The 23,255-nt window shown below is 70.9% G+C and carries 21 protein-coding genes; 11 read left to right on the top strand and 10 right to left on the bottom strand.

From position 1 onward, the window contains the following. The first annotated feature begins 119 nt into the window (after positions 1–119). From H8838_RS04045 to H8838_RS04030, 4 genes are all read left to right on the top strand, one after another. Positions 120–1,868: an acyl-CoA dehydrogenase family protein gene (locus tag H8838_RS04045; RefSeq protein WP_185995971.1), complete on the top strand. Its 1,749-nt coding sequence runs from the start codon at positions 120–122 to the stop codon at positions 1,866–1,868. Next, entirely contained in the window at positions 1,861–3,117 is a 1,257-nt protein-coding gene (locus tag H8838_RS04040) for a CaiB/BaiF CoA transferase family protein (protein ID WP_224766363.1), read from the top strand. Before H8838_RS04045 ends, H8838_RS04040 begins: the two co-directional genes overlap by 8 nt. After that, positions 3,114–4,313 carry an acyl-CoA dehydrogenase family protein gene (locus H8838_RS04035; RefSeq protein WP_185995970.1) on the top strand — a complete coding sequence of 400 codons (1,200 nt, stop codon included), beginning with the start codon at positions 3,114–3,116 and terminating at the stop codon, positions 4,311–4,313. The genes H8838_RS04040 and H8838_RS04035 overlap by 4 nt, the downstream gene beginning before the upstream one ends. Before the next feature lie 61 nt (positions 4,314–4,374). Continuing rightward, positions 4,375–4,797 (top strand): universal stress protein, encoded by a 423-nt coding sequence (locus H8838_RS04030; RefSeq protein ID WP_185995969.1) that lies wholly within the window; start codon positions 4,375–4,377, stop codon positions 4,795–4,797. Positions 4,798–5,019: 222 nt separating this feature from the next. Here H8838_RS04030 and H8838_RS04025 read toward each other — a convergent pair whose 3' ends face one another. Both H8838_RS04025 and H8838_RS04020 read right to left on the bottom strand, forming a co-directional pair. Continuing rightward, positions 5,020–8,274 carry a carboxyl transferase domain-containing protein gene (locus tag H8838_RS04025; protein WP_185995968.1) on the bottom strand — a complete coding sequence of 1,085 codons (3,255 nt, stop codon included), beginning with the start codon at positions 8,272–8,274 and terminating at the stop codon, positions 5,020–5,022. 43 nt (positions 8,275–8,317) lie between these two features. Next, on the bottom strand, positions 8,318–9,856 hold the full coding sequence (locus H8838_RS04020; protein WP_224766362.1) for an AMP-binding protein: 1,539 nt from the start codon (positions 9,854–9,856) through the stop codon (positions 8,318–8,320). Positions 9,857–10,017: 161 nt separating this feature from the next. Between H8838_RS04020 and H8838_RS04015 the strand changes: the two genes are divergently transcribed. Both H8838_RS04015 and H8838_RS04010 read left to right on the top strand, forming a co-directional pair. Beyond that, positions 10,018–11,037, top strand: a complete 1,020-nt coding sequence (locus tag H8838_RS04015) for a CaiB/BaiF CoA transferase family protein (RefSeq protein WP_185995966.1) — start codon at positions 10,018–10,020, stop codon at positions 11,035–11,037. Next, positions 11,034–11,741 carry a TetR/AcrR family transcriptional regulator gene (locus H8838_RS04010; protein ID WP_185995965.1) on the top strand — a complete coding sequence of 236 codons (708 nt, stop codon included), beginning with the start codon at positions 11,034–11,036 and terminating at the stop codon, positions 11,739–11,741. The genes H8838_RS04015 and H8838_RS04010 overlap by 4 nt, the downstream gene beginning before the upstream one ends. On the opposite strand, the gene H8838_RS04005 is transcribed toward H8838_RS04010, so the two are convergent. From H8838_RS04005 to H8838_RS03985, 5 genes are all read right to left on the bottom strand, one after another. After that, positions 11,726–12,430, bottom strand: a complete 705-nt coding sequence (locus H8838_RS04005) for an ABC transporter ATP-binding protein (protein ID WP_185995964.1) — start codon at positions 12,428–12,430, stop codon at positions 11,726–11,728. The genes H8838_RS04010 and H8838_RS04005 overlap by 16 nt on opposite strands. Continuing rightward, positions 12,423–13,178 (bottom strand): ABC transporter ATP-binding protein, encoded by a 756-nt coding sequence (locus tag H8838_RS04000; protein ID WP_185995963.1) that lies wholly within the window; start codon positions 13,176–13,178, stop codon positions 12,423–12,425. The genes H8838_RS04005 and H8838_RS04000 overlap by 8 nt, the downstream gene beginning before the upstream one ends. A 1-nt stretch (position 13,179) precedes the next feature. Beyond that, entirely contained in the window at positions 13,180–14,304 is a 1,125-nt protein-coding gene (locus tag H8838_RS03995) for a branched-chain amino acid ABC transporter permease (RefSeq protein ID WP_185995962.1), read from the bottom strand. Further along, positions 14,301–15,179: a branched-chain amino acid ABC transporter permease gene (locus H8838_RS03990; RefSeq protein ID WP_185995961.1), complete on the bottom strand. Its 879-nt coding sequence runs from the start codon at positions 15,177–15,179 to the stop codon at positions 14,301–14,303. Before H8838_RS03990 ends, H8838_RS03995 begins: the two co-directional genes overlap by 4 nt. A gap of 78 nt (positions 15,180–15,257) precedes the next feature. Beyond that, the gene (locus H8838_RS03985) at positions 15,258–16,457 is read right to left on the bottom strand and encodes an ABC transporter substrate-binding protein (protein WP_185995960.1); all 1,200 of its coding nucleotides are present in this window, start codon (positions 16,455–16,457) and stop codon (positions 15,258–15,260) included. Between the two features lie 377 nt (positions 16,458–16,834). Here H8838_RS03985 and H8838_RS03980 point away from each other — a divergent pair, with 377 nt between their 5' ends. After that, positions 16,835–17,257 (top strand): RidA family protein, encoded by a 423-nt coding sequence (locus tag H8838_RS03980; RefSeq protein WP_185995959.1) that lies wholly within the window; start codon positions 16,835–16,837, stop codon positions 17,255–17,257. Continuing rightward, entirely contained in the window at positions 17,254–17,832 is a 579-nt protein-coding gene (locus tag H8838_RS03975; protein ID WP_185995958.1) for a hotdog domain-containing protein, read from the top strand. The genes H8838_RS03980 and H8838_RS03975 overlap by 4 nt, the downstream gene beginning before the upstream one ends. Positions 17,833–17,905: 73 nt before the next feature. Here the strand turns inward: H8838_RS03975 and H8838_RS03970 are convergent, their stop codons facing one another. Beyond that, the gene (locus H8838_RS03970) at positions 17,906–18,877 is read right to left on the bottom strand and encodes an NAD(P)H-dependent flavin oxidoreductase (protein WP_185995957.1); all 972 of its coding nucleotides are present in this window, start codon (positions 18,875–18,877) and stop codon (positions 17,906–17,908) included. A 138-nt stretch (positions 18,878–19,015) separates the two neighbouring features. Between H8838_RS03970 and H8838_RS03965 the strand changes: the two genes are divergently transcribed. Both H8838_RS03965 and H8838_RS03960 read left to right on the top strand, forming a co-directional pair. After that, positions 19,016–19,792 (top strand): SDR family NAD(P)-dependent oxidoreductase, encoded by a 777-nt coding sequence (locus H8838_RS03965; RefSeq protein ID WP_185995956.1) that lies wholly within the window; start codon positions 19,016–19,018, stop codon positions 19,790–19,792. A gap of 50 nt (positions 19,793–19,842) precedes the next feature. After that, positions 19,843–20,514 carry a nitroreductase gene (locus tag H8838_RS03960; protein WP_224766361.1) on the top strand — a complete coding sequence of 224 codons (672 nt, stop codon included), beginning with the start codon at positions 19,843–19,845 and terminating at the stop codon, positions 20,512–20,514. A gap of 5 nt (positions 20,515–20,519) precedes the next feature. Here the strand turns inward: H8838_RS03960 and H8838_RS03955 are convergent, their stop codons facing one another. Beyond that, positions 20,520–21,509, bottom strand: coding sequence for a zinc-binding dehydrogenase (locus H8838_RS03955; protein ID WP_224766556.1), 990 nt, complete (start codon positions 21,507–21,509; stop codon positions 20,520–20,522). Positions 21,510–21,580: 71 nt separating this feature from the next. Here H8838_RS03955 and H8838_RS03950 point away from each other — a divergent pair, with 71 nt between their 5' ends. Further along, positions 21,581–22,357, top strand: a complete 777-nt coding sequence (locus tag H8838_RS03950; protein ID WP_185995954.1) for a tyrosine-protein phosphatase — start codon at positions 21,581–21,583, stop codon at positions 22,355–22,357. Between the two features lie 13 nt (positions 22,358–22,370). Here the strand turns inward: H8838_RS03950 and H8838_RS03945 are convergent, their stop codons facing one another. After that, positions 22,371–23,018, bottom strand: a complete 648-nt coding sequence (locus tag H8838_RS03945; protein ID WP_185995953.1) for a TetR/AcrR family transcriptional regulator — start codon at positions 23,016–23,018, stop codon at positions 22,371–22,373. Positions 23,019–23,255: the final 237 nt, after the last annotated feature.

Here is a 23,255-nt window from a genome sequence, read left to right as displayed (position 1 = left end):
GCGACGACGACGATTCAGATGGCGCGATTCGGCTGTTGACGCGATTCAGATGCTGGACGACTCAATGCCTGGCCAATTTAGTCTTGGACCCTCTGCCTCCGGCTTGTCAGGGTGGTCGGGTGAACTTCGCCGACCGTGATCCCGCGCTGCGTCCCCTGCTGGACCAACTGCTCTCCCCAGACGACCGCACCCGGATCGAGCCCGTCCTCGACGACCTCGGCGCGGTGGCCGCCACCGAGCTCGACGACCTGGCCGCCACCGCCGACCGCAACCCGCCGGTGCTGCGCGCCTACGCCCCGGACGGCACCCGGATCGACGCCGTCGACCACCACCCGGCGTACCAAGAGATGTGCCGGCTCGCCTTCGAGCGCTACGGGCTCGCGGCCATGTCCCACCGCCCCGGCGTCCTGGGCTGGCCCACCCGGGTGCCGCACGTGGTCAAGTACGCCCTCTCCTACCTGTTCGTGCAGTCGGAGTTCGGCCTGGCGTGCCCGCTGTCGATGACCGACTCCGCCGCCCGGGTGCTGCGCCTCTTCGACCCCGAGCGCTTCGCCGCCGAGATCGACGCCCTGAGCAGCCCCACCCTGGAGGGCCTCGCCACCGGCGCGATGTTCATGACCGAGAAGCAGGGCGGCACCGACGTCGGGCAGACCGCCACCACCGCCACCGCCACCGTCACCCCGGAGGGCACGCACTGGACGCTGAGCGGCCACAAGTGGTTCTGCTCCAACGTGGCCGCCGACCTGATCCTCACCCTGGCCCGGGTCCCCGGTCAGGGCGAGGGAACCCGCGGGCTCGGCCTCTTCCTGGTGCCCCGGGTGCGTCCCGACGGCACGCCCAACGGACTGCGGATCGACCGGCTCAAGGACAAGCTCGGCAGCCGGTCGATGGCCAGCGGCGAGGTCACGCTGGAGGAGGCCTGGGCGCAGCCGGTCGGCGACCTGACCCGCGGCTTCCCGCAGATGGCGGAGATGCTCAACGTCTCCCGGCTCTCCAACGCGATGCGCGCCACGGCCCTGATGCGCCGCGCGGTGCGCGAGTCGGTGGACCACACCCGGGAGCGGGTGGTCTTCGGCCAGCGGCTCTTCGACCAGCCGCTGATGCGCCAGACCCTGCTGCCGCTCGCCCTGCACGCCGAGGCGGGTCTCGGCCTGGTGCTGGAGTCGGCCTCCCGGCTCGACGACGCGGACGCCGGTGACCCGCACGCCGCCGCGATGGTGCGGGTGCTCACCCCGCTGGCCAAGAACACCCTGTGCAAGCGCGCCCGGCAGGTGACCGGGGAGGCGATGGAGGTGCGGGGCGGCAACGGCTACATCGAGGACTGGGTCAACCCCCGGCTGCTGCGCGACGCGCACCTGGGCTCGATCTGGGAGGGCTCCTCCAACGTGATCTGCCTCGACGTGCTGCGCTGCATGACCCGCGAGCAGTCCCACCGGGTGCTGGCCGGCGCCTACGTCGGACGGCTCGCCGCGCTGGACCACCCGCGCGTCGAGCCGGCCGCCAGCACCCTGGTCGGGCGCTGGCAGCACCTGCGCAGCCGCGGCGAGCAGCTCCTGGCGATGAGCCGGTTCGACCAGGAGGCGGCGATCGGCGCGTACGCCGAGGACCTGTGCCACGCGGTGATGGCGACGCTGCTCCTCGAGCGGGCGCAGCGTGAGCTGGCCGCCGGGCTGGGACACCGCGCCCTGCTGCTGGCCCACACCTGGCTGCACTGGCTCGCCGATCCCCGGCTGACCTCCCCGCCGGCACTGCACGTGCTCGACCAGGTCGTCGACGGCGGCGAGGTGAGCGCCGAGGTGGCCCAGTCCGCGTACGACGCCATCGGCACTGCGTCGCGCCACCACGCCGAGGCGGGCACCCGTGGCTGAGCCGAGCGAGCCCCGTCCCGACGTGCAGGAGAGCGCCCCCGGCGCCGCTCCACTCGCGGGGATCCGGGTGGTCGACCTGTCCAAGATCCTCGCCGGGCCCTACGTGACGATGTCGCTGGCCGACATGGGCGCCGACGTGATCAAGGTCGAGCACCCCGACGGCGGCGACCCGACCCGGAAGTGGGGGCCGCCGTTCAACGGCCCCGACGCCACCTACTACCTGGCCGCCAACCGCAACAAGCGCTCGGTGACCCTGGACCTGAAGTCGCCCGAGGGGCAGGAGGCGGTGCACCGGCTGATCGAGACCGCCGACGTGGTGGTGGAGAACTTCAAGCCGGGCAGCTCGCTGGCCGAGGTGTTCAGCTACGAGCAGCTCTCGGCGCGCTACCCAGAGCTGGTGGTGCTGCACATCTCCGCGTTCGGCGACTCCGGGCCGCTGCGGCTGGAGCCCGGCTACGACATGGTCGCCCAGGCGGCTGCTGGGCTGATGTCGTTGACCGGGGAGACCGACGGCCCGCCGGTCAAGGCGGGCTTCGCGATGGCCGACCTCAGCGCCGCGCTCTTCGGCCTGATCGGGCTCACCGCCGCGCTGGTCGAGCGTGGCCGCACCGGGCGTGGGCAGTACGTCACCACCTCGCTCTACGAGACCCAGCTGGCGCTGCACGTCAGCTGGGCCACGGCCTTCTTCGCCACCCGGGAGCGCCCGCACCGGCTCGGCTCGGGCCACCCCAACCTGGTCCCCTACCAGGCCTACCCGGCCGCGGACGGCGACCTGGTGATCGCCGTGGGCAACCAGGCGACCTGGCGCCGGCTCTGCCGGGTGCTCGGCCGCGACGACCTCCCCGAGGACCCGCGGTTCCTGGCCAACGCCGACCGGGTGGTCAACCGCAAGGCGCTGAACGCCGAGCTGGAGTCGGCGCTCGCGCTCCGGACGGTCGAGGAGTGGTGCGCCCTGCTCAGCGCCGCCGACGTCCCGGTCACCCCGATCCGCACGCTGGACGAGATCTACGCCTCCGAGCAGACGGGCGCCCTGGAGATGATCGGCACCGTCGACCACCCGGTCGTCGGCGCCCTGGAGCAGATCCGCTTCCCGGTCAGCTTCTCCGGCCGGCGACCCCCGCTGCGCACCCCTCCGCCCCTGCTCGGGGAGCACAGCCGTGACGTGCTGGCCGAGGCCGGGTACGACGACGCCGAGATCGACCGGCTGCTCGCCCCAGCCGACCCCACCACCGAAGGGAAGACCCCGTGACCTCGCAGCAGCCCCGCCCCGCCCCCCAGGCCCCGCTCGACCTCGTCGGCACCGACTCGCTGATCGGGGAGGAGGACCGCGCGATCCGGGACACGGTCCGCCAGTTCGTGGAGTCGAAGGTCAAGCCGCAGCTCGCCGACTGGTACGAGGCCGGGCAGGTCCCGGTCCGCGAGCTGGCCCGCGAGGTCGGCGGGCTCGGCGTGCTCGGCATGCACCTGGAGGGCTACGGCTGCGCGGGCACCACCGCCACGGCGTACGGCCTGGCGTGCATGGAGCTGGAGGCCGGGGACTCCGGCCTGCGGTCGCTGGTCTCGGTCCAGGGCTCGCTGGCGATGTTCGCGATCTGGAAGCACGGCTCGGAGGAGCAGAAGCAGCAGTGGCTGCCCCGGATGGCGGCGGGCGAGGCGATCGGCTGCTTCGGGCTGACCGAGCCCGACTTCGGCTCCAACCCCGGTGGCATGCGGACCCGGGCGCGTCGCGACCCCGGGGCCGGCGGCGACTGGGTGCTCGACGGCACCAAGATGTGGATCACCAACGGGTCGGTCGCCGACGTGGCGGTCGTCTGGGCGCAGACCGACGAGGGGGTCCGCGGCTTCGTGGTCCCCACCGACACCCCGGGCTTCTCCGCCCCGGAGATCAAGAAGAAGATGTCGCTGCGCGCCTCGGTGACCAGCGAGCTCGTGCTCGACGGCGTCCGGCTCCCCGCATCCGCGATGCTGCCGGAGGCCCGAGGCCTCTCCGGTCCGCTGTCCTGCCTCAACGAGGCCCGGTTCGGGATCGTCTTCGGCGCACTCGGGGCAGCCCGCGACTGCCTGGAGACCGCGATCGCCTACAGCCGGGAGCGGGAGATCTTCGACAAGCCGCTCGCAGGGTTCCAGCTGACCCAGGCCAAGCTCGCCGACATGACCCTCGAGCTCGGCAAGGGGATGCTGCTCGCCCTGCACCTGGGCCGGCTCAAGGACGACGGCACCCTGCGGCCCGAGCAGGTCAGCCTGGGCAAGCTCAACAACGTGCGGGAGGCGATCGCCATCGCTCGCGAGTGCCGCACCATCCTCGGCGCCGCCGGGATCACCCTGGAGCACCCGATCATGCGGCACGCCAACAACCTGGAGTCCGTGCTCACCTACGAGGGCACCAGCGAGGTGCACCAGCTCGTGCTCGGCCAGGCGCTGACCGGCGAGGCGGCGTTCCGGTGACGCCCACCGCCACGCGTCCATCCACTCCCCCCACCACCCACCAGAGAACGCGAGGACACGCATGAAGATCGTTGCCGGAGTCGACGGAAGCCCGACCGCCGGGGCCGCGGCACTGAAGGCCGCCCGACTCGCCCAGGGCACCGGAGGCGTGCTGCACCTGGTCTCCGCCTACGGCAAGCTGGAGGAGCGGGTGATCGAGGCCGAGGCGCAGGAGCTGGTGCTGCACCCGAAGGACGACGCGAGACGGATCGCCGAGGCGGCGGCCGAGCAGCTGCGGGCCCAGTTCCCCGAGCTCACCGTCCACGCCGCCCCGTCCGCCGGGAAGCCCGCGGACGCCCTGCTGACAGCCGCCGACGAGGTCGGCGCCGACCTCATCGTGGTCGGAAACAAGCGGGTGCAAGGCCCGACCCGGATCCTCGGGAGCATCGCCACCGACGTCGCGCACCGGGCGCCGTGCGACGTCTACGTCGCGCACACCCACTGACCGGGGGTGCCTAGATTCCTACAGCCCCTCGCCGAGCAGGTCTGCGCTGCCAGCCCGGGGGACCGAAGCCGCGATTCGGCACGGTGTCCAGACCGGCAAGTCGAGAACAAGGCGAGTGTTGCGACGTAGCCGCCGCAATCGATGGCCGACGCCCTTCGTGCCGCTCGGCCACTTGGTGAGGGTGATTCCACCGCCCAGCAACAGCCGCCCCGAGCGCGGTGCTCACCAGGAGTCGAGAAACCGACGTCCGGTCGGTTCGGGGATTCTGGCCGCGGCGAGCAGACGTGAGACCACCGTGCGAGTCTCGGCTGGGTCGATGACGTCGTCGACCTCGTGGACGCTCGCGATGCTCAGCGCCTTGCCGCGCTCGTAGAGCTCAGCCACCAACTCCTCGTACCGCGCTTGCCGCGCGTCCGACCCCTCGATCGCCTCCAGCTCGGCACGGTGGCCCAGGCGCACGTAGCCCTCCAGCCCCATGCCACCGAACTCGCCCGTGGGCCAGGCCACGGTGGCCAGCGGCGCCTTCAGGTCGCCACCTGTCATCGCCATCGCGCCCAGGCCGTAGCCCTTGCGCAGCACCACCGCGATCATCGGGACCCGCGCGTGCGCGCCGGCCAGGAACATGCGACCGAACCGCCGCACGCTGGCAACCTCCTCGGCCTCCGGCCCGACCATGAAGCCCGGTGTGTCCACCAGGGAGACCACCGGCAGGCGGTGCACGTCGCACAACTGCAGAAAGCGTGCCGCCTTCTCCGCCGCCGGGGCATCGATCGCGCCGCCGAGGTGGCGCGGGTTGTTCGCCAGAACGCCGACCGCCCGGCCTTCCACGCGCGCCAGGCAGGTCAGGATGCCGGGGCCGTACTCGGGGCGAAGTTCGAGCACCGAGCCGACGTCGGCGACCAGCTCAACCACGCGGCGAACGTCGTAGGCCCGCAGTCGGTTCTCCGGGATGACGTGCCGCAGCAGCCGCTGGTCGTGGGCCCCAGCGTCGGATGTCACCGGCTCCAGCACCTGCCGCAGGTAGGTCCGTGCGGTTGCCACCGCCTCCGCCTCGTCCTCGACCAGGACATCGATCACGCCGTTGGGTACCTGCACCGAGACCGGTCCCACCTCCTCGGGGGCGAAGACTCCGAGCCCGCCCCCCTCGATCATCGCGGGTCCGCCCATGCCGAGGTTGGTGTCCCGGGTGGCGATGATGAGGTCCGAGACCGCAGCCAGGGCCGCGTTGCCGGCGAAGGTGCGGCCGGCCGCGATCGCGACCAGTGGCACCTGCCCCGAAAGCCGGGCTACTGCGGTGAAGGTCTGCTCATCCAGCTGTGCCACGGCCGCCATGTCGGTGTCCCCGGGCCGGCCGCCACCACCCTCGACGAAGAGCACCACGGGTAGCCGCTGCTCGAGGGCGGTGACCAGGAGGCGATGCATCTTGGCGTGGTTGAAGAAGCCCTGGGTACCGGCCAGGACGGTGTAGTCGTAAGCCATCGTGACGACCTGGTGGCCGGCCACGGTGCCGATGCCACCGACCAGTCCGTCTGCCGGGGTCCGCTCGACCAGCTCCTCCGGGCTCAGTCGCCGGCGCTGCGCGGCCAGCACGAGGCCGCCGTACTCGACGAAGCTGCCCTCGTCGAGCAGGTCGGTGACGTTCTCCCGGGCGGTACGCCGGCCGACGCGACGGCGGCGCTCGACCGCCGCCGGGCGCAAACCGTCCTGGGTGCGGGCACGCCGGTCCAGGACCTCGGCCAGGTCGGGACGGATCGCGTCGAGGTCGAGCTCCTCACTCTGGGTGCCCTGCGTCGAGGAGTCGCTGTCGACGCGCAGGACGGCCACCACCTGGCCGCCGTCGACGGTGTCGCCCGTCGCCACGTGCACGGACTCCACCGCACCACCGTGCTCGGCGAGCACGACGTGCTCCATCTTCATCGCCTCCAGCACCACCAGGGTGGAGCCCGGAGCCACCGCGGAGCCCGCCTCCAGACCCGTGGCGACCACCACGCCCGCCATAGGGGCCCGCACCCCCACACAGCCCTCGGGCACCACCACGTCCGCCCGGTCCGACGGCGTCCCCTCCCGGTCCTCCCGGGTGCCGAACAGCGGGGCCGGGGCGGTCGCGGCCAGGAGCTCGTCGAGGCGGCGCTCGACGAAGGTGGTGTCGACCTCGCCGCCGAGGAAGTCCGGGTGGTCGAGGATGGCCTGGAGCAGCTCGATGTTGGTGTCGACCCCCTCGACCACGAGCTCGCGCAGGGCGCGGCGACCGCGCCCTGCGAGCTCCGCCAGGTCGTGGCCCGGCTGGCTGACGACGACCTTGGCCAGCAGCGAGTCGTAGCGCGGGTTGGCGCTCATCCCGGTGTGGGCGTGGGTGTCTACCCGGGTGCCGGGCCCTCCCGGCACCTGGAAGCCGGTCAGCCTCCCGGAGCTGGTGCGCACGGACCCGTCGGAGGCGAGCCGGTCGGTGGTGACGCGCAGCTGCATGGCCGACCTGGTCGGCTCGATATCGGTGACGTGCTCGACCCCGAGCTCGGCCAGAGTGGCGCCGCCGGCCACCCGGAGCTGCAGCTCTACCAGGTCCAGACCCAGCACCTCCTCGGTCACGGTGTGCTCCACCTGGATCCGAGGGTTCACCTCCAGGAAGGCGACGCGGTCTGGCGCTACCAGGAACTCCACCGTGCCCAGGCTGCGGTAGTTCGCGGCGCGAGCCAGCGAGGTGGCGTGCTCCAGCAGCGAGTGGCGCACGTCGGGGGGCAGCTGCGCGGGCGCGACCTCGACCAGCTTCTGGCGCCGGCGCTGGACGCTGCAGTCGCGGTCCCACAGGTGGGTGACTCCGCCCTGCCCGTCACCCAGGACCTGGACCTCGACGTGCCGGGCACCGACCAGCAGCTGCTCGACGTACAGGTCGGCGGAGCCGAAGGCCTTCAGCGCCTCGGACGCGCAGCGTTCGTATGCGCTGTCCAGCTCGAGGGGGTTGCTCACCGGCAGCATGCCGCGACCGCCGCCTCCGGCGACGGCCTTCACCATCACCTGCGCACCTTCCCCGAGACCGGCGAGGAACTCGTGCGCCTGCTCCAGGGGGGTGGCTCCCACGGTGCCGGGGAGCAGCGGCACACCGTGCTTGCGGGCCACCCGGCGCGCGGCGGTCTTGTCGCCGAACATCCGGAGCGTCTCCGGGGTCGGGCCGACGAAGCGGATCCCCGCGGCCTCGCACCGTTCCGCGAACTCGGGGCTCTCGGAGAGGAAGCCGTATCCGGGGTGTACCGCGTCGCACCCCTGGTCCACGGCGGCCCGCACCAACGCCTCGACGTCCAAGTACGCCGCCGGCCCGGATCCCGCGAGCCCGACCACCTCGTCTGCGTGCGCGACGTGCCCGGAGTCACGGTCGTCAGCCGGGGCGACCCCGACCGTGCGGATGTCCAGGGTGGAGGCCGCGCGCATCACGCGGACGGCGATCTCGCCGCGGTTGGCGACCAGGAGCTTGGTGATCTTCATCGGTTCCTCGGGGACGGCTCGAAGGGTGACTGGCGCACGACGGTCAGGAGCGGCGCGAGACGTGGATGCCCGCCGCCTCGCGGTCCCACACGGCGGTGTCCACCGGTCGGCGCAGCATGTGTTTCTGGATCTTCTGGGTCGGAGTCTTGGGCAGCTCGGCGACCACCTCGACGTAGCGCGGAACCATGAAGTACGGCATCCGCTCGGCCACAAAGCGGATCAGCGCGGCGGGGTCGACCTCACGGCCCTCGCGGGGCACCACGACCGCCTTGATCTCGTCCTCCCCCAACTCCGCGGGGACCGCGACCACCGCGCTCTCGTAGACGTCCGGGAACTCGTTGAGGGCACGCTCGACCTCGAAGCTGGAGATGTTCTCCCCACGGCGGCGCAGCGCGTCCTTGCGACGGTCCACGAAGTAGTAGTGGCCCTCGGCGTCCCGCCTGAAGATGTCGCCGGTGTGCACCCAGCCGTCCACCAGCGTCTCGGCGGTCTTGTCCGGCAAGCCGTGGTAGCCACGCATCACCTGCAGCGGGGAGTCGGGCCTGACGAGCAGCTCGCCCGCTACGCCGTCCGCGACGTCACGACCCGCCTCGTCGACCAGGCGCAGTCGGTAGCCGTCACGAGCGCGCCCCGCCTCCCCCGGCACCACGTCCGCAGGGTCGGAGAACATCACTGAACCGATCTCACTCATCCCGTAGACCGCACCCAGCTCGACACCGAAACGAGCGCGGAAACCCTCCATGTCGCTGGCGAGCGGGGCCATCACCGCGAGAGTGAGCGGATTGTCCGCGTCGTCGGGGCGCGGCTCGGCCTGCTGAAGGAGTTCGGCGACGGCGCCCAGCATGATGGTCTCGGTGATCCGGAAGTCGCGCACCCAGCCCCAGAACCGACTCACCGAGAAGGCTGGCTGGATGACGGCCGTGGCCTGCGCGATGAGGGACTGGTAGCAGCCGTACCACTGCCCGGCCAGGTGGAACATCGGGAGCATCACGAGGATCCGGTCGTCCGCCCTGGGGCGCTCGGCGTCCTCACGGGAGGCGTAGGTATAGGCGTGGACTTGGGTGATCTCTACACCCTTGGACAGCCCGGTCGTCCCGGAGGTGTACATGATCGCCATCAGATCCGCCGGGTCAGCCTCCGCCAGGGGGGCCGCCTCGCAGTTCAGCATGTCCTCGAAGGAGACGACCCGGAAGCGGCTGCGGGCCAGGGCAGCACCGTCTCCCCCGCGAACTACCACCGTGGCCAGGTCGGGAACGTCGTCCTGGATCGTCGCCAGTCGATCCACGTAGTGGTCCTCGACGACCAGCACCCGGGCACCGCTGTCGCGCAGCACGTGGGCCAGGAACGTCCCCTTGTACGCGGTGTTCACCGGCACCTGAACGCGCCGGGTGAGGCCCAACCCGTAGAGGACGCTGAGGAAGTCGTAGGAGTTGTCGAGCATCATCGCGACCGGCTCCTGCACCCCCACCCCGAGCTCCTGCAGGCCTCCGGCCGCCTGTAGCGACCGGTCCCTGGTCCGACGGTAGGTCCACTCAGTCCCGTCCGCCTCGACGTAGGCCACCTTGTCGGGGACGCGCTCCATCGCCCGGGCGAACGTGGCGGTAAGGGTTCGGGCGGCAACTGGGGGGAGACCGGGCATGCTGCGTCACTCCTCGGGATGGGGGCAGACCTGTGGCCCATGACTTTACACAGGTGTAAAGTCATGTGCCACAGGTCACGCTCATCAACTTTTCGGGAGCCCAGATGCACACACCCCTCGACGGCCTCAAGGTCCTGGAGCTCGCCGGGATCGGACCGGGACCGCATGCCGCGATGGTGCTCGCCGACCTCGGCGCGGACGTCCATCGTCTGGTGCGTCCCGGCGTCGACCCGGGACCCAACGAGCACACCACCCGGGGACGCCGCGGTGAGGAGGCCGACCTCAAGGAGCCCACCGGCGTCCTCCGGGTGCTGGAGTTGGTCCGCGAGGCGGACGTGCTGATCGAGGGTTTCCGACCTGGCGTCGCGGAGCGGCTCGGGGTTGGGCCCGAGGAGTGCCTGGCCCAGAACCCGCGGCTTGTCTACGTCCGGATGACCGGCTGGGGCCAGGACGGGCCACGGGCCCCCACCGCCGGTCACGACATCAACTACCTGTCGGTGACCGGGGTCCTGGACGCGATCGGCCCCTCGGACACCCCGGTCCCGCCCCTCAACGTGGTGGCCGACAACGGCGGGGGCTCGATGTTCGCCCTCACCGGGTTGCTCGCGGCCCTGTGGCGGCGCGAGCGCACCGGACAGGGCTGCGTGGTCGACGTCGCGATCGTGGACGGGGTCGCCGTGCTCGCTCAGCAGGTCCTCGAGCTCGTTGCGCAGGGCGCCTGGGGCCCAGGGACCCGCGGGTCCAACCTGCTCGACGGGGGCGCGCCCTACTACCGGACCTACCGATGTAGCGACGGCCGGTCGATGGCCGTGGGACCGATCGAGCCGCAGTTCTACGCCCTGCTGCTCGCGGGGCTGGGCCTCGAGCCCTCGGCCCTGCCGGATCGCGAGGACCGGACTGCCTGGCCCGCGTTGGTGGAGGTCCTGGCGTCCCGCTTCGCCGAGCACGACCGCGACCACTGGACCGCCGTCTTCGCCGGCACCGACGCCTGCGTCACCCCGGTCCTGACCTTCGCCGAGGCCGGCCTGGACCACCACATGCGCCACCGTGGCGCCCTGCTTCGCACCCGGGACGGGCACCTGACCGCGGGTCCCGCACCGCGCTTTACCGATGCGCCATCATGAGGGACCAACGCGCCCGGCCGGGACGGAACCAGCAGCAGGCCCAGGAGGACACCATCGCCGATCGAGCGAAGCAGCAGGAGAAGACCGACCGGGCAGCCCGGACCGGTACCGACGAGCAGATCCTCCACGCCGCCGCCGGGGTGTTTACCCGGCTGGGCTACACCCGGACCACGATCGCGGACATCGCCACCGAGGCGGGCAGCACCCGACCGACCGTCTACTCGTACTTCTCCTCCAAGGAGGACGTGTTCCGTCGGCTGGCCGAGCGGGTGCGCGATCAGTTCACCGCCGCGCAGCGGGTTCCCGAGGACCTACCAGCCGACCAGATCATCCGCCTGGCCGACATCGGCTACCTGCGTTCGTACAGCGAGAACGCAGGGCTGCTGACGATCTTGCAGCACCAAGCGCTGGCCGACCCGTCGATGAGCGACCTGTGGCAGGAGATGCACACCCGGATCAACCGCTCCCACATCCGCTTCATGGAGCGTCTGGTCGAGGAGGGCGAGGCAGTCCCGGCTGCCTCCCTGGACTCGATCGCCAACGCGGTCAACGGGCTGGTGATGCGCTTCTCCCAGCTCGTTGCCGACGACCCGTCACGCTTCGACAAGCTCGCCGACGACTTGGTTCGGATCCACCTCGCGATGCTCGGCCTGACCCCCGACGCCAGGGCGCGCATTCCGGGCGCGGCTCAGACACCCAGGTAAGCGTGGACCACGTCCTCGTTGTGCAGGATGTCCTCCGGTGAGCCCTCCCGCGTGAAGCGGCCCCCGTCGAGCACCAGGACACGGGTGGCACACCGAGCGGGGACCGCCAGGTTCTGTTCCACGACCAGCACCGAGGTCCGGGTAGCGATCTCGGCGATCCGATCCCCCAGCTGCTCCACGATGATCGGCGCCAGCCCGTGCGACGGCTCGTCCAGCATCAGCACCTTCGGCTCGGCGAGCAGGGCCCGACCGATTGCCAACATCTGGCGCTCGCCCCCCGACAGGGTGCCTGCGAGCTGCCCGCGCCGCTGCGCCAGCTTGGGGAACACCTCGTAGACGCCGGCCAAAGCGCGGCCCACGGCGGCAGTGCCAGAGGCCCGGAGCCCGGCGCCGAGCCGAAGATTCTCCTCCACGCTCATCGCGGGGAAGGACTGCTGACCCTCGGGCACCAGGCTCAGCCCTGCCGCGACGCGGCGGTGCGCCGCCTGCCGCGTCAGGTCCCGCTCCCCCAGCACGACGGTCCCGGCCAGGGCGGGCTGCAGGCCGGCGAGCGTCCGGAGCAGCGTGCTCTTGCCGACCCCGTTCGCCCCGAGCACCGCGACCACCTCGCCCGGTCCCACGGTCAGGTCGATCCCGGTCAGGATGGTCCGGTCGCCGTAGCCGGCCGACAGGTTGCGTACCTCAAGCATCAGCGTGGTCACTTCCCAGGTAGGCGGCGATCACCGCGGGGTCCCGTTGAACGTCGGCCGGAGCGCCGTGGGCGATCGGCACGCCGCCCTCGAGAACCACCACCCGGTCCACGGTCTGCATCAGGAACCTCATGTTGTGGTCGACGAGCAGCACCGTGGTGCCGGCGTCGCGGATCTGGTGGATGGTGCGTTGCAGGTCGTTGAGGTCCGGGCCGCTCAGGCCGGCACCCGGCTCGTCGAGCAGGAGCACCTCGGGGCCGGTCGACATCGCGATCGCCACACCCAGGCGGCGAAGCTCCCCGAAGCTCAGGTCGCCGGCGCGAGCCGCGGTCCGGTGGACGAGCCCGACGGTGCCGAGGACCTCGTCGGCGTCCACTGGGCGCTGGGAGTTCATCTGCCCCAGCCGCACGTTCTCGTGGACGGAGAACTCCGAGAAGACACGGGAGGCCTGGAACGACCGAGCGACCCCCGCCCGGGCTGCACTTCCCAGGCCCCACCGGCGCACCGGCCGCCCGTGCAGCAGCACCCGGCCCTCGGTAGGCGCGAGCATCCCGCTGAGCACGTTGACCAGGGTGGTCTTGCCGGCGCCGTTGGGCCCGATCAGACCGGTGACCGTCCCGCGCGGCAGCTCCAGGGTCACCTCGGCCAGCGCCTGAAGGCCTTGGAAGCGCACCCCGACCCCCTCGGTGGCGAGCACGACCTCCCGGCCTGCGCCGTCCGGTGCCGTGCCGTTCGTGGTCGTCGACACGTCAGTCCCTCCTTTCGTCGCCGTTGGCTGTCGTCGCACGCCGTTCCCCGCGTGCCGCACGCCGCCCGGCCAGGCCGCGGACCCCGTCCTTGGCGAGGCCTACGATCCCGCGAGGGGCGATCATCATGGCCGCGAGCAGGATGGCCCCGTAGAGCAGGATGGAGTAGTCGCGCAGGTCCCGGAAGACCTCGGGGAACCCGGCCACAACGGTCGCGCCCAGGATCGGTCCCAACAGCGTCCCCGAGCCGCCGATAACCACCATGGCCAGTGGCGCGAAGGCCGCGTCGGCGAAGGTGAACGAATCGGGGGTGATGAAGCCCGCCCAGTGACCGTAGTAGACCCCGACGCCGCCGATCAGTGTGGAAGAGACGATGTAGGCGATCCGCTTGCGCCGGGCCACGTCGATCCCGACCGACGCGGCGAGGGCGTCGTCCTCACGAACGGCCCGCCAGGAGGCGCCCTCACGCCTGCGCAGCACCACGGTCAGGCCGAGCACCAGCAGCACGAGCGCCACCAGTCCCAGGCGGAAGTACGCCTCCGGCTCTTCGATCGCGACCACTCCCAGGTCGAACGGTCGAGAGATGCCGCCCTCCTCGACGGGGCCGGCGGTGGAGATCCCCGCTGCTCCGCCCGTCACGCTCGACCAGGCGAAAGACAGCTCGTAGGCCACGAGGGAGACCCCGGTGGTGATCAGGGCGAAATAGAGGGCGCGGGTCCGGAAGATCACCATGCCCAGGAGACCGGCAAGCACGGCGCTGCCGCCGAGCGCGACCAGCAGCGAGAGCCATCCCGGCCACTCCCAGCGGCCGGTGCCGAGCACGCCGACGTAAGCGCCCAGGGCGAAGAAGAATCCGCTCGAGAGCGCCAACTGGCCGACGAAGCCGACCACGATGTTGAGGCTGGTCGCGATGAGCGCCCAGACCACGATGGTGGTCAACATGAACAGGTCGCTGGAGCTGGCGCCGCCCACGGACACCCAGCCCACCGCCAGCACGACGGCCGCGACCAGCAGCCGGGCGGGCAAGGAGAGTCCGTGGGCGTCCCGAAGCCGACCCGAGAGTCCGGTCCGCCCCGGTTCGAAGGGGGTCTCGGGCGCCGGACGGCCCGTGCTCTGCAGGGTGGTCATAGCCTCACCTTCGTGCTCGACGCCTGCTGCACGGCGCCCTCGGGACGGACGGCCAGGAAGACGACCAAGCCGGCAAAGATCACGATCTGGCGCGCAGTGTTCGAGATGTAGCCCGCGGCCAGAGTCTCCACCACCGCCACCAGGAACCCGCAGGCGATCACGGTGTTCATCCGGCCCCCCGCTCCCACCACGACCAGGACCACGAACGCGATCAAGGTGGGCTGGAACCCCATGTGCGGGTGAATGGACGTGGTGGGCGCGAGCAGCGCACCAGCGAAGCCGGCCAGCGCCGAGCCGAGCGCGAACGTCGCGGTGCCGATCAATGAGGTGTTGATGCCCGTCAGCTGGGCGACCTCCTTGTTCTGCGCCAACGCCCGGAGCTTGCGGCCGTAGACGGTGCGATGCACCAGCAGGCCGATCCCGGCGGAGGCCACCAGCACCATGGCGATGATGAAGAGGCGATAGCTGGAGATGACGATCGGCCCGAGGTCGACCCGGCCGTCGAAGGGGGCACTGACCGCGAGCGGGTCCTTCCCGAATGCCAGCATGAGCAGCTCCTGGACCACGATCGCCAGAGCGAGCGAGCCGACCAGCACCGCCACCGTGCTGACCGTCTGAAGCCGTCGGAACACCAGGCGCTCCAGGCAGGCCCCCACGAGGCCAACCGCTGCGATGACCACCAGCATCCCCAAGAAGAACGGCAGCCCGGCACGCATCAGGGCGTACTGCAGGAACGCGCCGAGGGCGAACATCTCACCGTGGGCGAAGTTCGGGATGTGCATGGCGCTGAAGATCAGGTAGAGGCCGAGGGCCACGAGCACGTAGGCGCCGCCCAACACGAGGCCGTTGGCGCTTTGCTGCAGGAAGAGGTCCACCTCAGGGCTCCTGTCGGGTGGGGGTGGGTGACTGCGGGTGGCTGCGGGGGCGGCGGAGGCCGCCCCCGCAGGCATGGCTCACTCCGCGCGGACCCAGCCCTGGCCGTCGCGGTAGATCGCGACCTCGCCGTCGAACTCCACCTCGCGGTCCTTGAAGACCAGCCCGCCGTCCTGAGCCGAGTAGTCGTTGAGGGTCACGTCGGCGACCTCGTCGGCGGTGAGCGCGCCCATCGCCGCGATCAGGCTCTCGACGGTCGCCTCCTCCGCCTTCTCCATCCCCTTGAACAGGATCCGGATGGTGTCGTGGGTGAAGGCGCCGTAGCCGCCGGTCTGGTCACCCAGGGCCTCTTGGAGGGCCTGGGCCATCGGGTTGCCGTCGGCGATCAGGGTGTCCAGGCCAGTGGCGGGGGTGGAGCGCAGTACGCCGTCGACCACCGAGGTGTCGGGGAACATCACCTCGGTGTCGCTGTTGGTCAGCGCGGCGCTCCAGATCAGCTGCACATCGCCGCCCAGCTCGTCCATCTGCTTGGTGATCAAGCCGGACTCCGTGGGATTCATCCGGAGCACGTAGAGATCAATGTCGGACTTCATGACCTCGGAGACCGGGGCGCGGAACTCGGTATCGCCCAGCTTGGCCGACTGCTCGAGAACCACTTCGGCACCCGCCGCCTCAACATCGGCGACGAACTGCTCCTGGGAGGACATCATCGCGGTGTGCGTCTGGTCGGTGATCGTCGCGACGCGCTTGATCTCCGGGTGGGCCTTGATCCATTCGATCGTCGGCTCGTTGTAGGCCTGAATCCGTGCCGCAGTGCGGAACACGTTGTCGTTCTTGGTGGGGCCGTCCACGATCGCCGCGTTGAGCAGCCAGAACGCCTCGGACTGGCCCATCGTCGACTGCACGGCGGACGCGGAGCCAGAGTTGAAGGGACCGATGATCACCTGCTGCTCGTCGTCCATCGCGTCCCGGGTGACCGCCTGAGCGCCCTGTGGTGTGCCCTCGTCGTTGTAGACCTTGAGCGCCAGCTCCCGCTTCTCGCCGCCGAACTCGACCCCGCCGTCCTCGTTCACCTCGTCGAAGAGGTGCTCGATCATGGCGACCATGCTCTCGCCGTAGACCGCGGACGGGCCGGACATCGGCGCGATCGTCGCGATCTCGAGGACACCGTCCTCGGAGACGAGGCCATCCTCGTCCGAGCCACAGCCGGCCAAGGCCAGACTGGCCACCAGGCCGGTGATCGCCAGTACAGCGCGGGACTTGCCCGTTCGAAGCTTCATGTGCACCTCATTCATCGGTAGCCGAGCGGTCGGCGTGAAGTGTCACGCGTCACAGTCGCTCACGCTAAAGGAACTTTACGTTCGTGTAAACCCTTTCGGTTTCTTCTCTCCGCGTGACCCGCTTCTCACTCGGTTCTGTTGGTTGACGCTGGTGAAAAGGAACCGTAGGTTGCGCCCACAGCGAGCACTCATGGGCACCGGCACACGTGCACACACACCGAGTCGAAACGCCGACCCCTGGACGCGCCCTCTACCGCGAGGGTGCCGGGCACTCTCTCGGGACCTGACCACGTGAAGATCGACCACTGGAGCTGTGCCCACGATTCAGGTGCCCGCGGCCATGACCCACGCCATCGACGCCCCCGAACAGGAGCACCATGCAGAACGAGACGGTCACCTATGCCGACCACCCCGAACTCCCCCCGCCTCAGGGCTACCGGCACTCGGCCTTGTCGTCGGGCCCCCTGATCCACACCGCTGGTCAGACCTGGTCCTCCACAGAGACCGAGGACCTCGCGAACATCGGACTCCGCGAGCAGGTCAGAGGCGCGGTACGCAGCAGCGTCACCGCCCTGGCGGGCGCAGGCGGCAGCCCAGACGGGATCGTCTCTCTCGATGTGTTCGTCGTCGGCCTGAGTCAGGACACTGTGGACGACGTCTACCGCGGCATCGGCCGCGCAGCGAAGGAGGCTGGCTTCGGACCCGTCCCGATCACCGTTCTCGGGGTGGCCGCCCTGGCCGTGCCAGGGGCCCTGGCGGAGGTCCGGGCCATCGGCGTTCCGATGACTGGCTCGGCGTGAGCGAGCCGACCACGTCGAGGCTCGACGAGCACAGCACCGTCCGCGCCGCACTGGCGGGGGCGACCCGCGCCCTGCAGGACCTGATTCGGGGCACATCGATCAACGACGACCAGGCCTCCCAGTTGCTCGGGACACTCTCCGGGGTGCTCGAGGAGTTGGCCGCCGCCGGGAGCGACGACGGTCTGGGTCGTGTGGCGCTCGACCCGGGTCCGATCGGCTGCAGTCAGGCGTTGAGCCCGGTGTACGAGGTGACGCACCGTGGCGCGCACGAGGTCCGGGGCGACCTGACGTTCTCGCGGTTTCACCTGGGATCGGGCGGTGCGGCACACGGTGGCTCCATCGCCTTGTGGGCTGACGACGTCCTGGGTCGACTAGCCCACGTGACCGCCGGGGGCCTCACCCGAACGGCCTACCTGCACGTGGACTACCAAGCGCTAGTCCCAGTGGGCCATCGGGTGACCTTCGTCGCGCGTGTGGATAACGTCGAGGGCCGCAAGCTCAGCCTCAGCGCCGATGTGCTGGTCGATGGCGAGGTCGCCACCCGTGCGCACGGGCTGTGGATCCAGGCCCGCTGAGGCGAAGGCAACCCATCAGTCGTCCTGGGGGCCCAGGGGCGGCCGAAGCGCATCACCGGGCACGGAGCGCCGGTCAGACCAGCAGGGTCTGCAGCCGGAGGCCGATCAGTTCCTCAGCCTCCCCGACCATCCGGCTGACCAGGTCGCCCACGGTCGGGACGTCGTGGATGAGGCCCTGGGTCTGCCCTACGGTCCAGATCCCCGCCTCCACGTCACCCTCGGTGAACACGGTGCGCCCGCGCACGCCCGCGACCAGGTCCTGCACGTCCTCGAACTGCCCGCCCTCGGCCAGGATGTCGACGACCTTGCGGGAGACGGAGTTCGAGGCCACCCGAGAGGTGTTGCGCAGCGACCGGAAGATCAGCTCGGTGCCCAGCTCGTCACCGGCGACGATCGCCTGCTTGACCCGGTCGTGGATCGGCGCCTCCTGGGTGCACATGAACCGGGTCCCCATGTTGACCCCGTCCGCACCCAACGCCAGCGCCGCGACCAGACCCTGGGCGTTCGCGATCCCACCGGACGCGACCACCGGGATGTCCAGCACCCGGGTGGCCGCCGGGATCAGCACCAGCCCGGCCACGTCGTCCTCGCCGGGGTGACCCGCGCACTCGAAGCCGTCGATGCTCACCCCGTCGACCCCGACCTTCTGCGCCTTGACCGCATGCCGGACGCTGGTGCACTTGTGCAGCACCTTGACCCCGTGCTGATGGAAGAACGGCATGTGCGGCTCCGGGTTCGAGCCCGCGGTCTCCACGACCGTGATCCCGGCATCGACGATCGCGTGCCGGTACTCGTCGTACGGGATCGGCTTGATCGACGGCAGGATCGTCAGGTTCACCCCGAACGGCTGATCGGTCATCTCCCGGGTCCGCGCGATCTCCCGGGTGAGCGCCTCCGGGGTCGGCTGGGTCAGGGCCGTGAGCATGCCCAGGGCGCCCGCCTCGGCCACAGCGGAGACGAGCTCGGCCGTGCCGACCCACTGCATCCCGCCCTGCACGATCGGGTGCCGGACGCCGAAGGTCCGGGTGAAACGGGTGCTGATCATGGGGCGGCTCCTCGGGATGGGCGGTCGGGAGAGTGACCGGGCTCATACATGATGCATGACCTGGCCGGGACGGTTCGACGGCGGGCGATCAGGAATCACCACCTTCCGAACGCTCGTTTAGATCGCTAGGATGCCCGCATGGACATCCAAGGAGCATCAGCAATCGTCACTGGTGGAGCCTCGGGCATCGGCGCGGCCGCAGCGCGCCAGCTCGCGGCCAGGGGGGCCCGCGTCGTGGTCGCAGACCTCAACGAGGACGCGGGCAAGGCACTCGCCGACGATATCGGCGGCACCTTCGTCCGCGTCGACGTCACCGACACCACGCAGATCCAGGCGGCTGTCGAGGAGGCGGAGAAGCTGGGTCCGGTGCGGGTGCTGGTCAACTCTGCGGGCATCGGCTCGGCCCAGCGCACCATCGGCCGCGACGGCGAGTTCGGCTCCGCGCACGACCTCGACGTCTACAAGAAGGTCATCGCCATCAACCTCGTCGGCACCTTCGACGCCATCCGGCTCGCGGCCACTGCGATGAGCCGCAGCCAGCCGCTGGAGTCCGGCGAGCGCGGCGCGGTCGTCAACATGGCCTCGGTGGCAGCGTTCGACGGCCAGATCGGCCAGGCGGCGTACTCCTCGTCCAAGGGCGGCATCGTCGGCATGACGCTCCCGGTCGCCCGCGACCTCGCGGCAGCGGGGATCCGCGTCAACACCGTGGCCCCCGGTCTGATCGACACCCCGATCTACGGCGAGGGTGAGGCTGCCGAGGCGTTCAAGGCCAAGCTCGGCGAGTCGGTCCTCTTCCCACGGCGGCTCGGCAGCCCCGACGAGCTGGCGAGCATGGTCGTGGAGTGCGTGACCAACTCCTACATGAACGGCGAGGTCGTCCGCGTCGACGGCGGCATCCGGATGCCCCCCAAGTAGGTGCTGACCGCCTCCCTGCGCCCCGCCCGATCCCTCGAGAGGACGACCCCGTGACCCCCGAGACCGAGCTCGAGCAACTGCTCGCCGCCCGCTACTCCTGCCGGGCCTTCCGTCCGGACCCGGTACCCGACCAGCTCGTCGACCGGCTCTTCGCCACGGCCCAACGCACCCCGTCGTGGTGCAACACGCAGCCGTGGCAGGTGCACCTGCTAGGCGGCGAGGCGACGGCCCGCTTCGCCAAGGAGCTCGGCGAGCACGTGGTAGCCCACGAGCAGGTCGCCGACCTCGGTCTCCCCGCCTACGAGGGCATCCACGCGGACCGGCGCAGGGAGGCCGGCTACGGGCTCTACTCCGCGCTCGGCATCGCCCGGGAGGACCGGGCAGCGCGCAGCGATCAGATGGCCCGGAACTTCTCGTTCTTCGGCGCCCCGCACTGCGCGGTGGTGACCACCGGCCGGGACCTCGGCACGTACGGCGCCGTTGACTGCGGCGGCTACGTCAACACACTGATGCTCGGCGCCCAGGCCCTCGGGCTCGGCGTCATCGCCCAGGGCGCCGTCGCGATGTACTCCGACTTCGTCCGCGGCTGGCTCGACCTCCCCGAGGACCGGCTGGTCGTCTGCGCCGTCTCCTTCGGGTACGCCGACGAGAACGATCCGGTGAACGCATTCCGCACCACTCGGGCCGATCTGGGCGACGTCCTGCACCGCCTGGACGGATGAGCGGCTCAGCGGGTCTCGAGCACGAGCTTGCCGACGTGCTCGTTGCGCAGGAGCGCCTCCTGCGCGGCGAGCGCGTCGTCCCACACGTACGTCGCGTGCACAACCGGCCGGAGCACGTCCGCGGCCGCCTCGAGGTCGGCGCCGTCGCGGACCGCCGCAACGGCGGCCGCGCGCTGCTCGGGCGTCCGGGTCCGGAAGGTGCACCCGAGGAGCTCGAGCCGCTTGCGGGCGAACTCCTCGAGGTCGAGCGTGCCGGTGGCGCCGCCAAGCCGGCCGACGTCGACGAGGCGACCGCCCAGCGCAGCCACGCGGACGTTGTCGGGCAGGTAGGGCCCGCCCACGTGGTCGACGACCACGTCGACGCCCTCCTCGCCGGCCAACGCCACCACCTGCTCGACGAAGCCGCCCTCGCCCGGCACCACAAGCGCGTCCAGCCCGATCCCCTCGAGCACTCCCGCGTGGCGGTCGCTGCGGCTGGTTCCCAGCACGAGTCGAGCCCCCAGGTGCCGGGCCAGCTGGACGGCCTGGGTGCCGACGCCACTGGCCGCCGCGTGGACGAGGACGACCTCGCCCCGGGCCAGTCGCCCGGCCCGGACCAGGGCGTCGTGCTCGGTGACCAGCCCGACCACAGCGGCGGCGCCCTCGACGTACGACCAGCCCGACGGGATCGGCAGTGTCGTGGCCGCCGGGCAGACCACCTCCGCCGCCAGGCTCCCGGCAGCCAGCGCCATGACGCGGTCGCCGACCGCGACGGTACGCACCGCGTCACCGACCTCCAGCACCTCGCCGGCCGCGTCCATCCCGGCGACGGCCGGACCAGTCCGGACCACGTTCGTGACGTAGCTGCCGGTGCGCGCAAGGACGTCCGCGCGGTTGACCGAGACGGCTCGCACGGCGATCCGCACCTCCCCTGGACCAACCGGTCCGGGGCGGGGCACCTGCCCCCGCCGCAACGTCGTCCCGTGGTCGGTCGGCTCGAGGAGGATCGCCGGCATCGTCACGGGCACACCGTAGGCGACCACCCACCGGGACCACGGCGTCCCCCTGCCCTCCCGAGGATCCCGTGATGCCCTCCGACTCACCGACCACCCACACCGGCCTGCGCAACCTCCGCGACCTTGGGGGGCTGCGCACCCACGACGGGCTCGTCGTCCGCCCCGGGCTCCTCTACCGGTCGGCGACCCCCGCCTTCCTCGGCGAGGATGAGGCCAGGCACCTCGTCGAGGAGCTGGGCATCGCGACCAGGATCGACCTCCGCCGGCGCCGGGAGGCCGAGCACGGGACGAGCGCGCCCCTGCTCGCCGTCGAGCGCCTGGCGGTGCGCCTGCCCATCGGGGCGGGGCAGGAATGGACCAGGGACCCCGACGTGGAGGTGATGACCGACCGCGTCGCGCGCTACTACCTCCGCTTCCTGCAGCACTCCGGCGGCACCCTGCGGAAGATCGTGGAGACCGTCGCCTCGCCGGGGAGCCTCCCGGCCCTGGTGCACTGCACGGCAGGAAAGGACCGCACGGGCGTCGTGCTGGCCGTCGTTCTCGGCGCGCTGGGCGTGACCGACGACGAGATCGTGGCCGACTACGCCCGGACCCGCGAGGACCTGGAGCCGCTCTACGAGCAGCTGAGGCACGTGCCGGACTACCAGGAGCGGATCGCCGTGCTGCCCGAGGAGTCGCGGACCGCGGAGCCACAGGCGATGGCGACCTTCCTCGAGCTGGTCCGCGCCGAGTACGGCGACGCGCGCGACTACCTGCTGGCCCAGGGCGTGCCCGAGGAGACCCTGGAGCGGCTGCGCGAGCTGCTCGTGGGGCGGCTGAACGAGCAGCCGGGCCCCCGCCACCCGTGAGTGCGGAGCGCCCTCAGCGCAGCCGCACCCGCCCGAGCACCTCGGGGGTAGCACCGACCATGTGGGCGGCGATGTCGACGTACTCCGTCACCACGTCGTCCACCGCGAGCGCGCCCGCCGGGTTGTACCAGACCGGGATCCCCTGGATCATGCCGAGCAGCGCTCGGGACATCACCCGGGGCGAGGAGACAGCGAAGTCGCCCGAGGCCACCGCCTCCTCCACGCAGGCGAGCATGAGCCGCTCGACCACGGCCCGCTTGCGTGCGTAGGTCTCCCGGTTCTCGCTGGTGAGACAGCGGATCTCAGCATCGAGGTAGGCGACCTTGCCGCTGGTCGCCATGAAGCGGACCAGGGCCTCGACCCCGTTGAAGAACGCGTCGACGGGCTGCCCCTCGGCCTCGGCGACCGCCACCAAGGTCATCGAGGACGAGCGGTCGATGGCGGCGTCCATCAGTGCAAACAGGATCTCCTGCTTGTTCTCGTGGTGGTAGTACAGGGCCGGAACGGTCGCACCGACGCGGCGGGCGATGTCCCGCACGGTGGTGCCGTGGTAGCCGTGCTCGTAGAAGGCATCCAGGGAGGCCGCGAGAATCGGCGTGAGCTCGAGTGGAGGACTCTTGCGCCAGTCGACGCCCGGCTCGGCAGGTTCCGGAAGTTCCATGGGCAGATTCTAACGCTCTATCGAGCGATCACTACGGTTGAGCTATCGCTCACTAGGAACTCCGTCGGGAAAGAGCCGGTCATCAAGGACGTCGCCGCACGCCGCCGCGAAGTCAGGGCTGCACGTCCTCGGCAAGGGGCTACGCGCAGCCCTTCGCTCCTCGGGCCGTGCTCTTCATCACGACTTCCGCGTCGAGCTGCGCCAGGGCGGCGGCTGGCGCGAGGACGCTCTGCGACC

Origin of the sequence: Nocardioides campestrisoli (genome assembly GCF_013624435.2) — a bacterium.
GTDB lineage: Bacteria > Actinomycetota > Actinomycetes > Propionibacteriales > Nocardioidaceae > Nocardioides > Nocardioides campestrisoli.
Note: the sequence above shows the minus strand (reverse complement) of the source record. Positions and strands in the feature narration are given on the sequence as shown.

Excerpts from the sequence above, each read along its gene's own strand:
- H8838_RS04010 (WP_185995965.1), top strand. The coding sequence starts at position 11,034 with ATGAGGGACCAACGCGCCCGGCCGGGACGGAACCAGCAGCAGGCCCAG.
- H8838_RS03985 (WP_185995960.1), bottom strand. The coding sequence starts at position 16,457 with ATGAAGCTTCGAACGGGCAAGTCCCGCGCTGTACTGGCGATCACCGGC.
- H8838_RS04030 (WP_185995969.1), top strand. The coding sequence starts at position 4,375 with ATGAAGATCGTTGCCGGAGTCGACGGAAGCCCGACCGCCGGGGCCGCG.
- H8838_RS04025 (WP_185995968.1), bottom strand. The coding sequence starts at position 8,274 with ATGAAGATCACCAAGCTCCTGGTCGCCAACCGCGGCGAGATCGCCGTC.
- H8838_RS03955 (WP_224766556.1), bottom strand. The coding sequence starts at position 21,509 with ATGCCGGCGATCCTCCTCGAGCCGACCGACCACGGGACGACGTTGCGG.
- H8838_RS03945 (WP_185995953.1), bottom strand. The coding sequence starts at position 23,018 with ATGGAACTTCCGGAACCTGCCGAGCCGGGCGTCGACTGGCGCAAGAGT.
- H8838_RS03995 (WP_185995962.1), bottom strand. The coding sequence starts at position 14,304 with ATGACCACCCTGCAGAGCACGGGCCGTCCGGCGCCCGAGACCCCCTTC.
- H8838_RS04015 (WP_185995966.1), top strand. The coding sequence starts at position 10,018 with ATGCACACACCCCTCGACGGCCTCAAGGTCCTGGAGCTCGCCGGGATC.
- H8838_RS03980 (WP_185995959.1), top strand. The coding sequence starts at position 16,835 with ATGCAGAACGAGACGGTCACCTATGCCGACCACCCCGAACTCCCCCCG.
- H8838_RS04020 (WP_224766362.1), bottom strand. The coding sequence starts at position 9,856 with ATGGAGCGCGTCCCCGACAAGGTGGCCTACGTCGAGGCGGACGGGACT.
- H8838_RS03970 (WP_185995957.1), bottom strand. The coding sequence starts at position 18,877 with ATGATCAGCACCCGTTTCACCCGGACCTTCGGCGTCCGGCACCCGATC.
- H8838_RS03950 (WP_185995954.1), top strand. The coding sequence starts at position 21,581 with ATGCCCTCCGACTCACCGACCACCCACACCGGCCTGCGCAACCTCCGC.
- H8838_RS04005 (WP_185995964.1), bottom strand. The coding sequence starts at position 12,430 with ATGCTTGAGGTACGCAACCTGTCGGCCGGCTACGGCGACCGGACCATC.
- H8838_RS03965 (WP_185995956.1), top strand. The coding sequence starts at position 19,016 with ATGGACATCCAAGGAGCATCAGCAATCGTCACTGGTGGAGCCTCGGGC.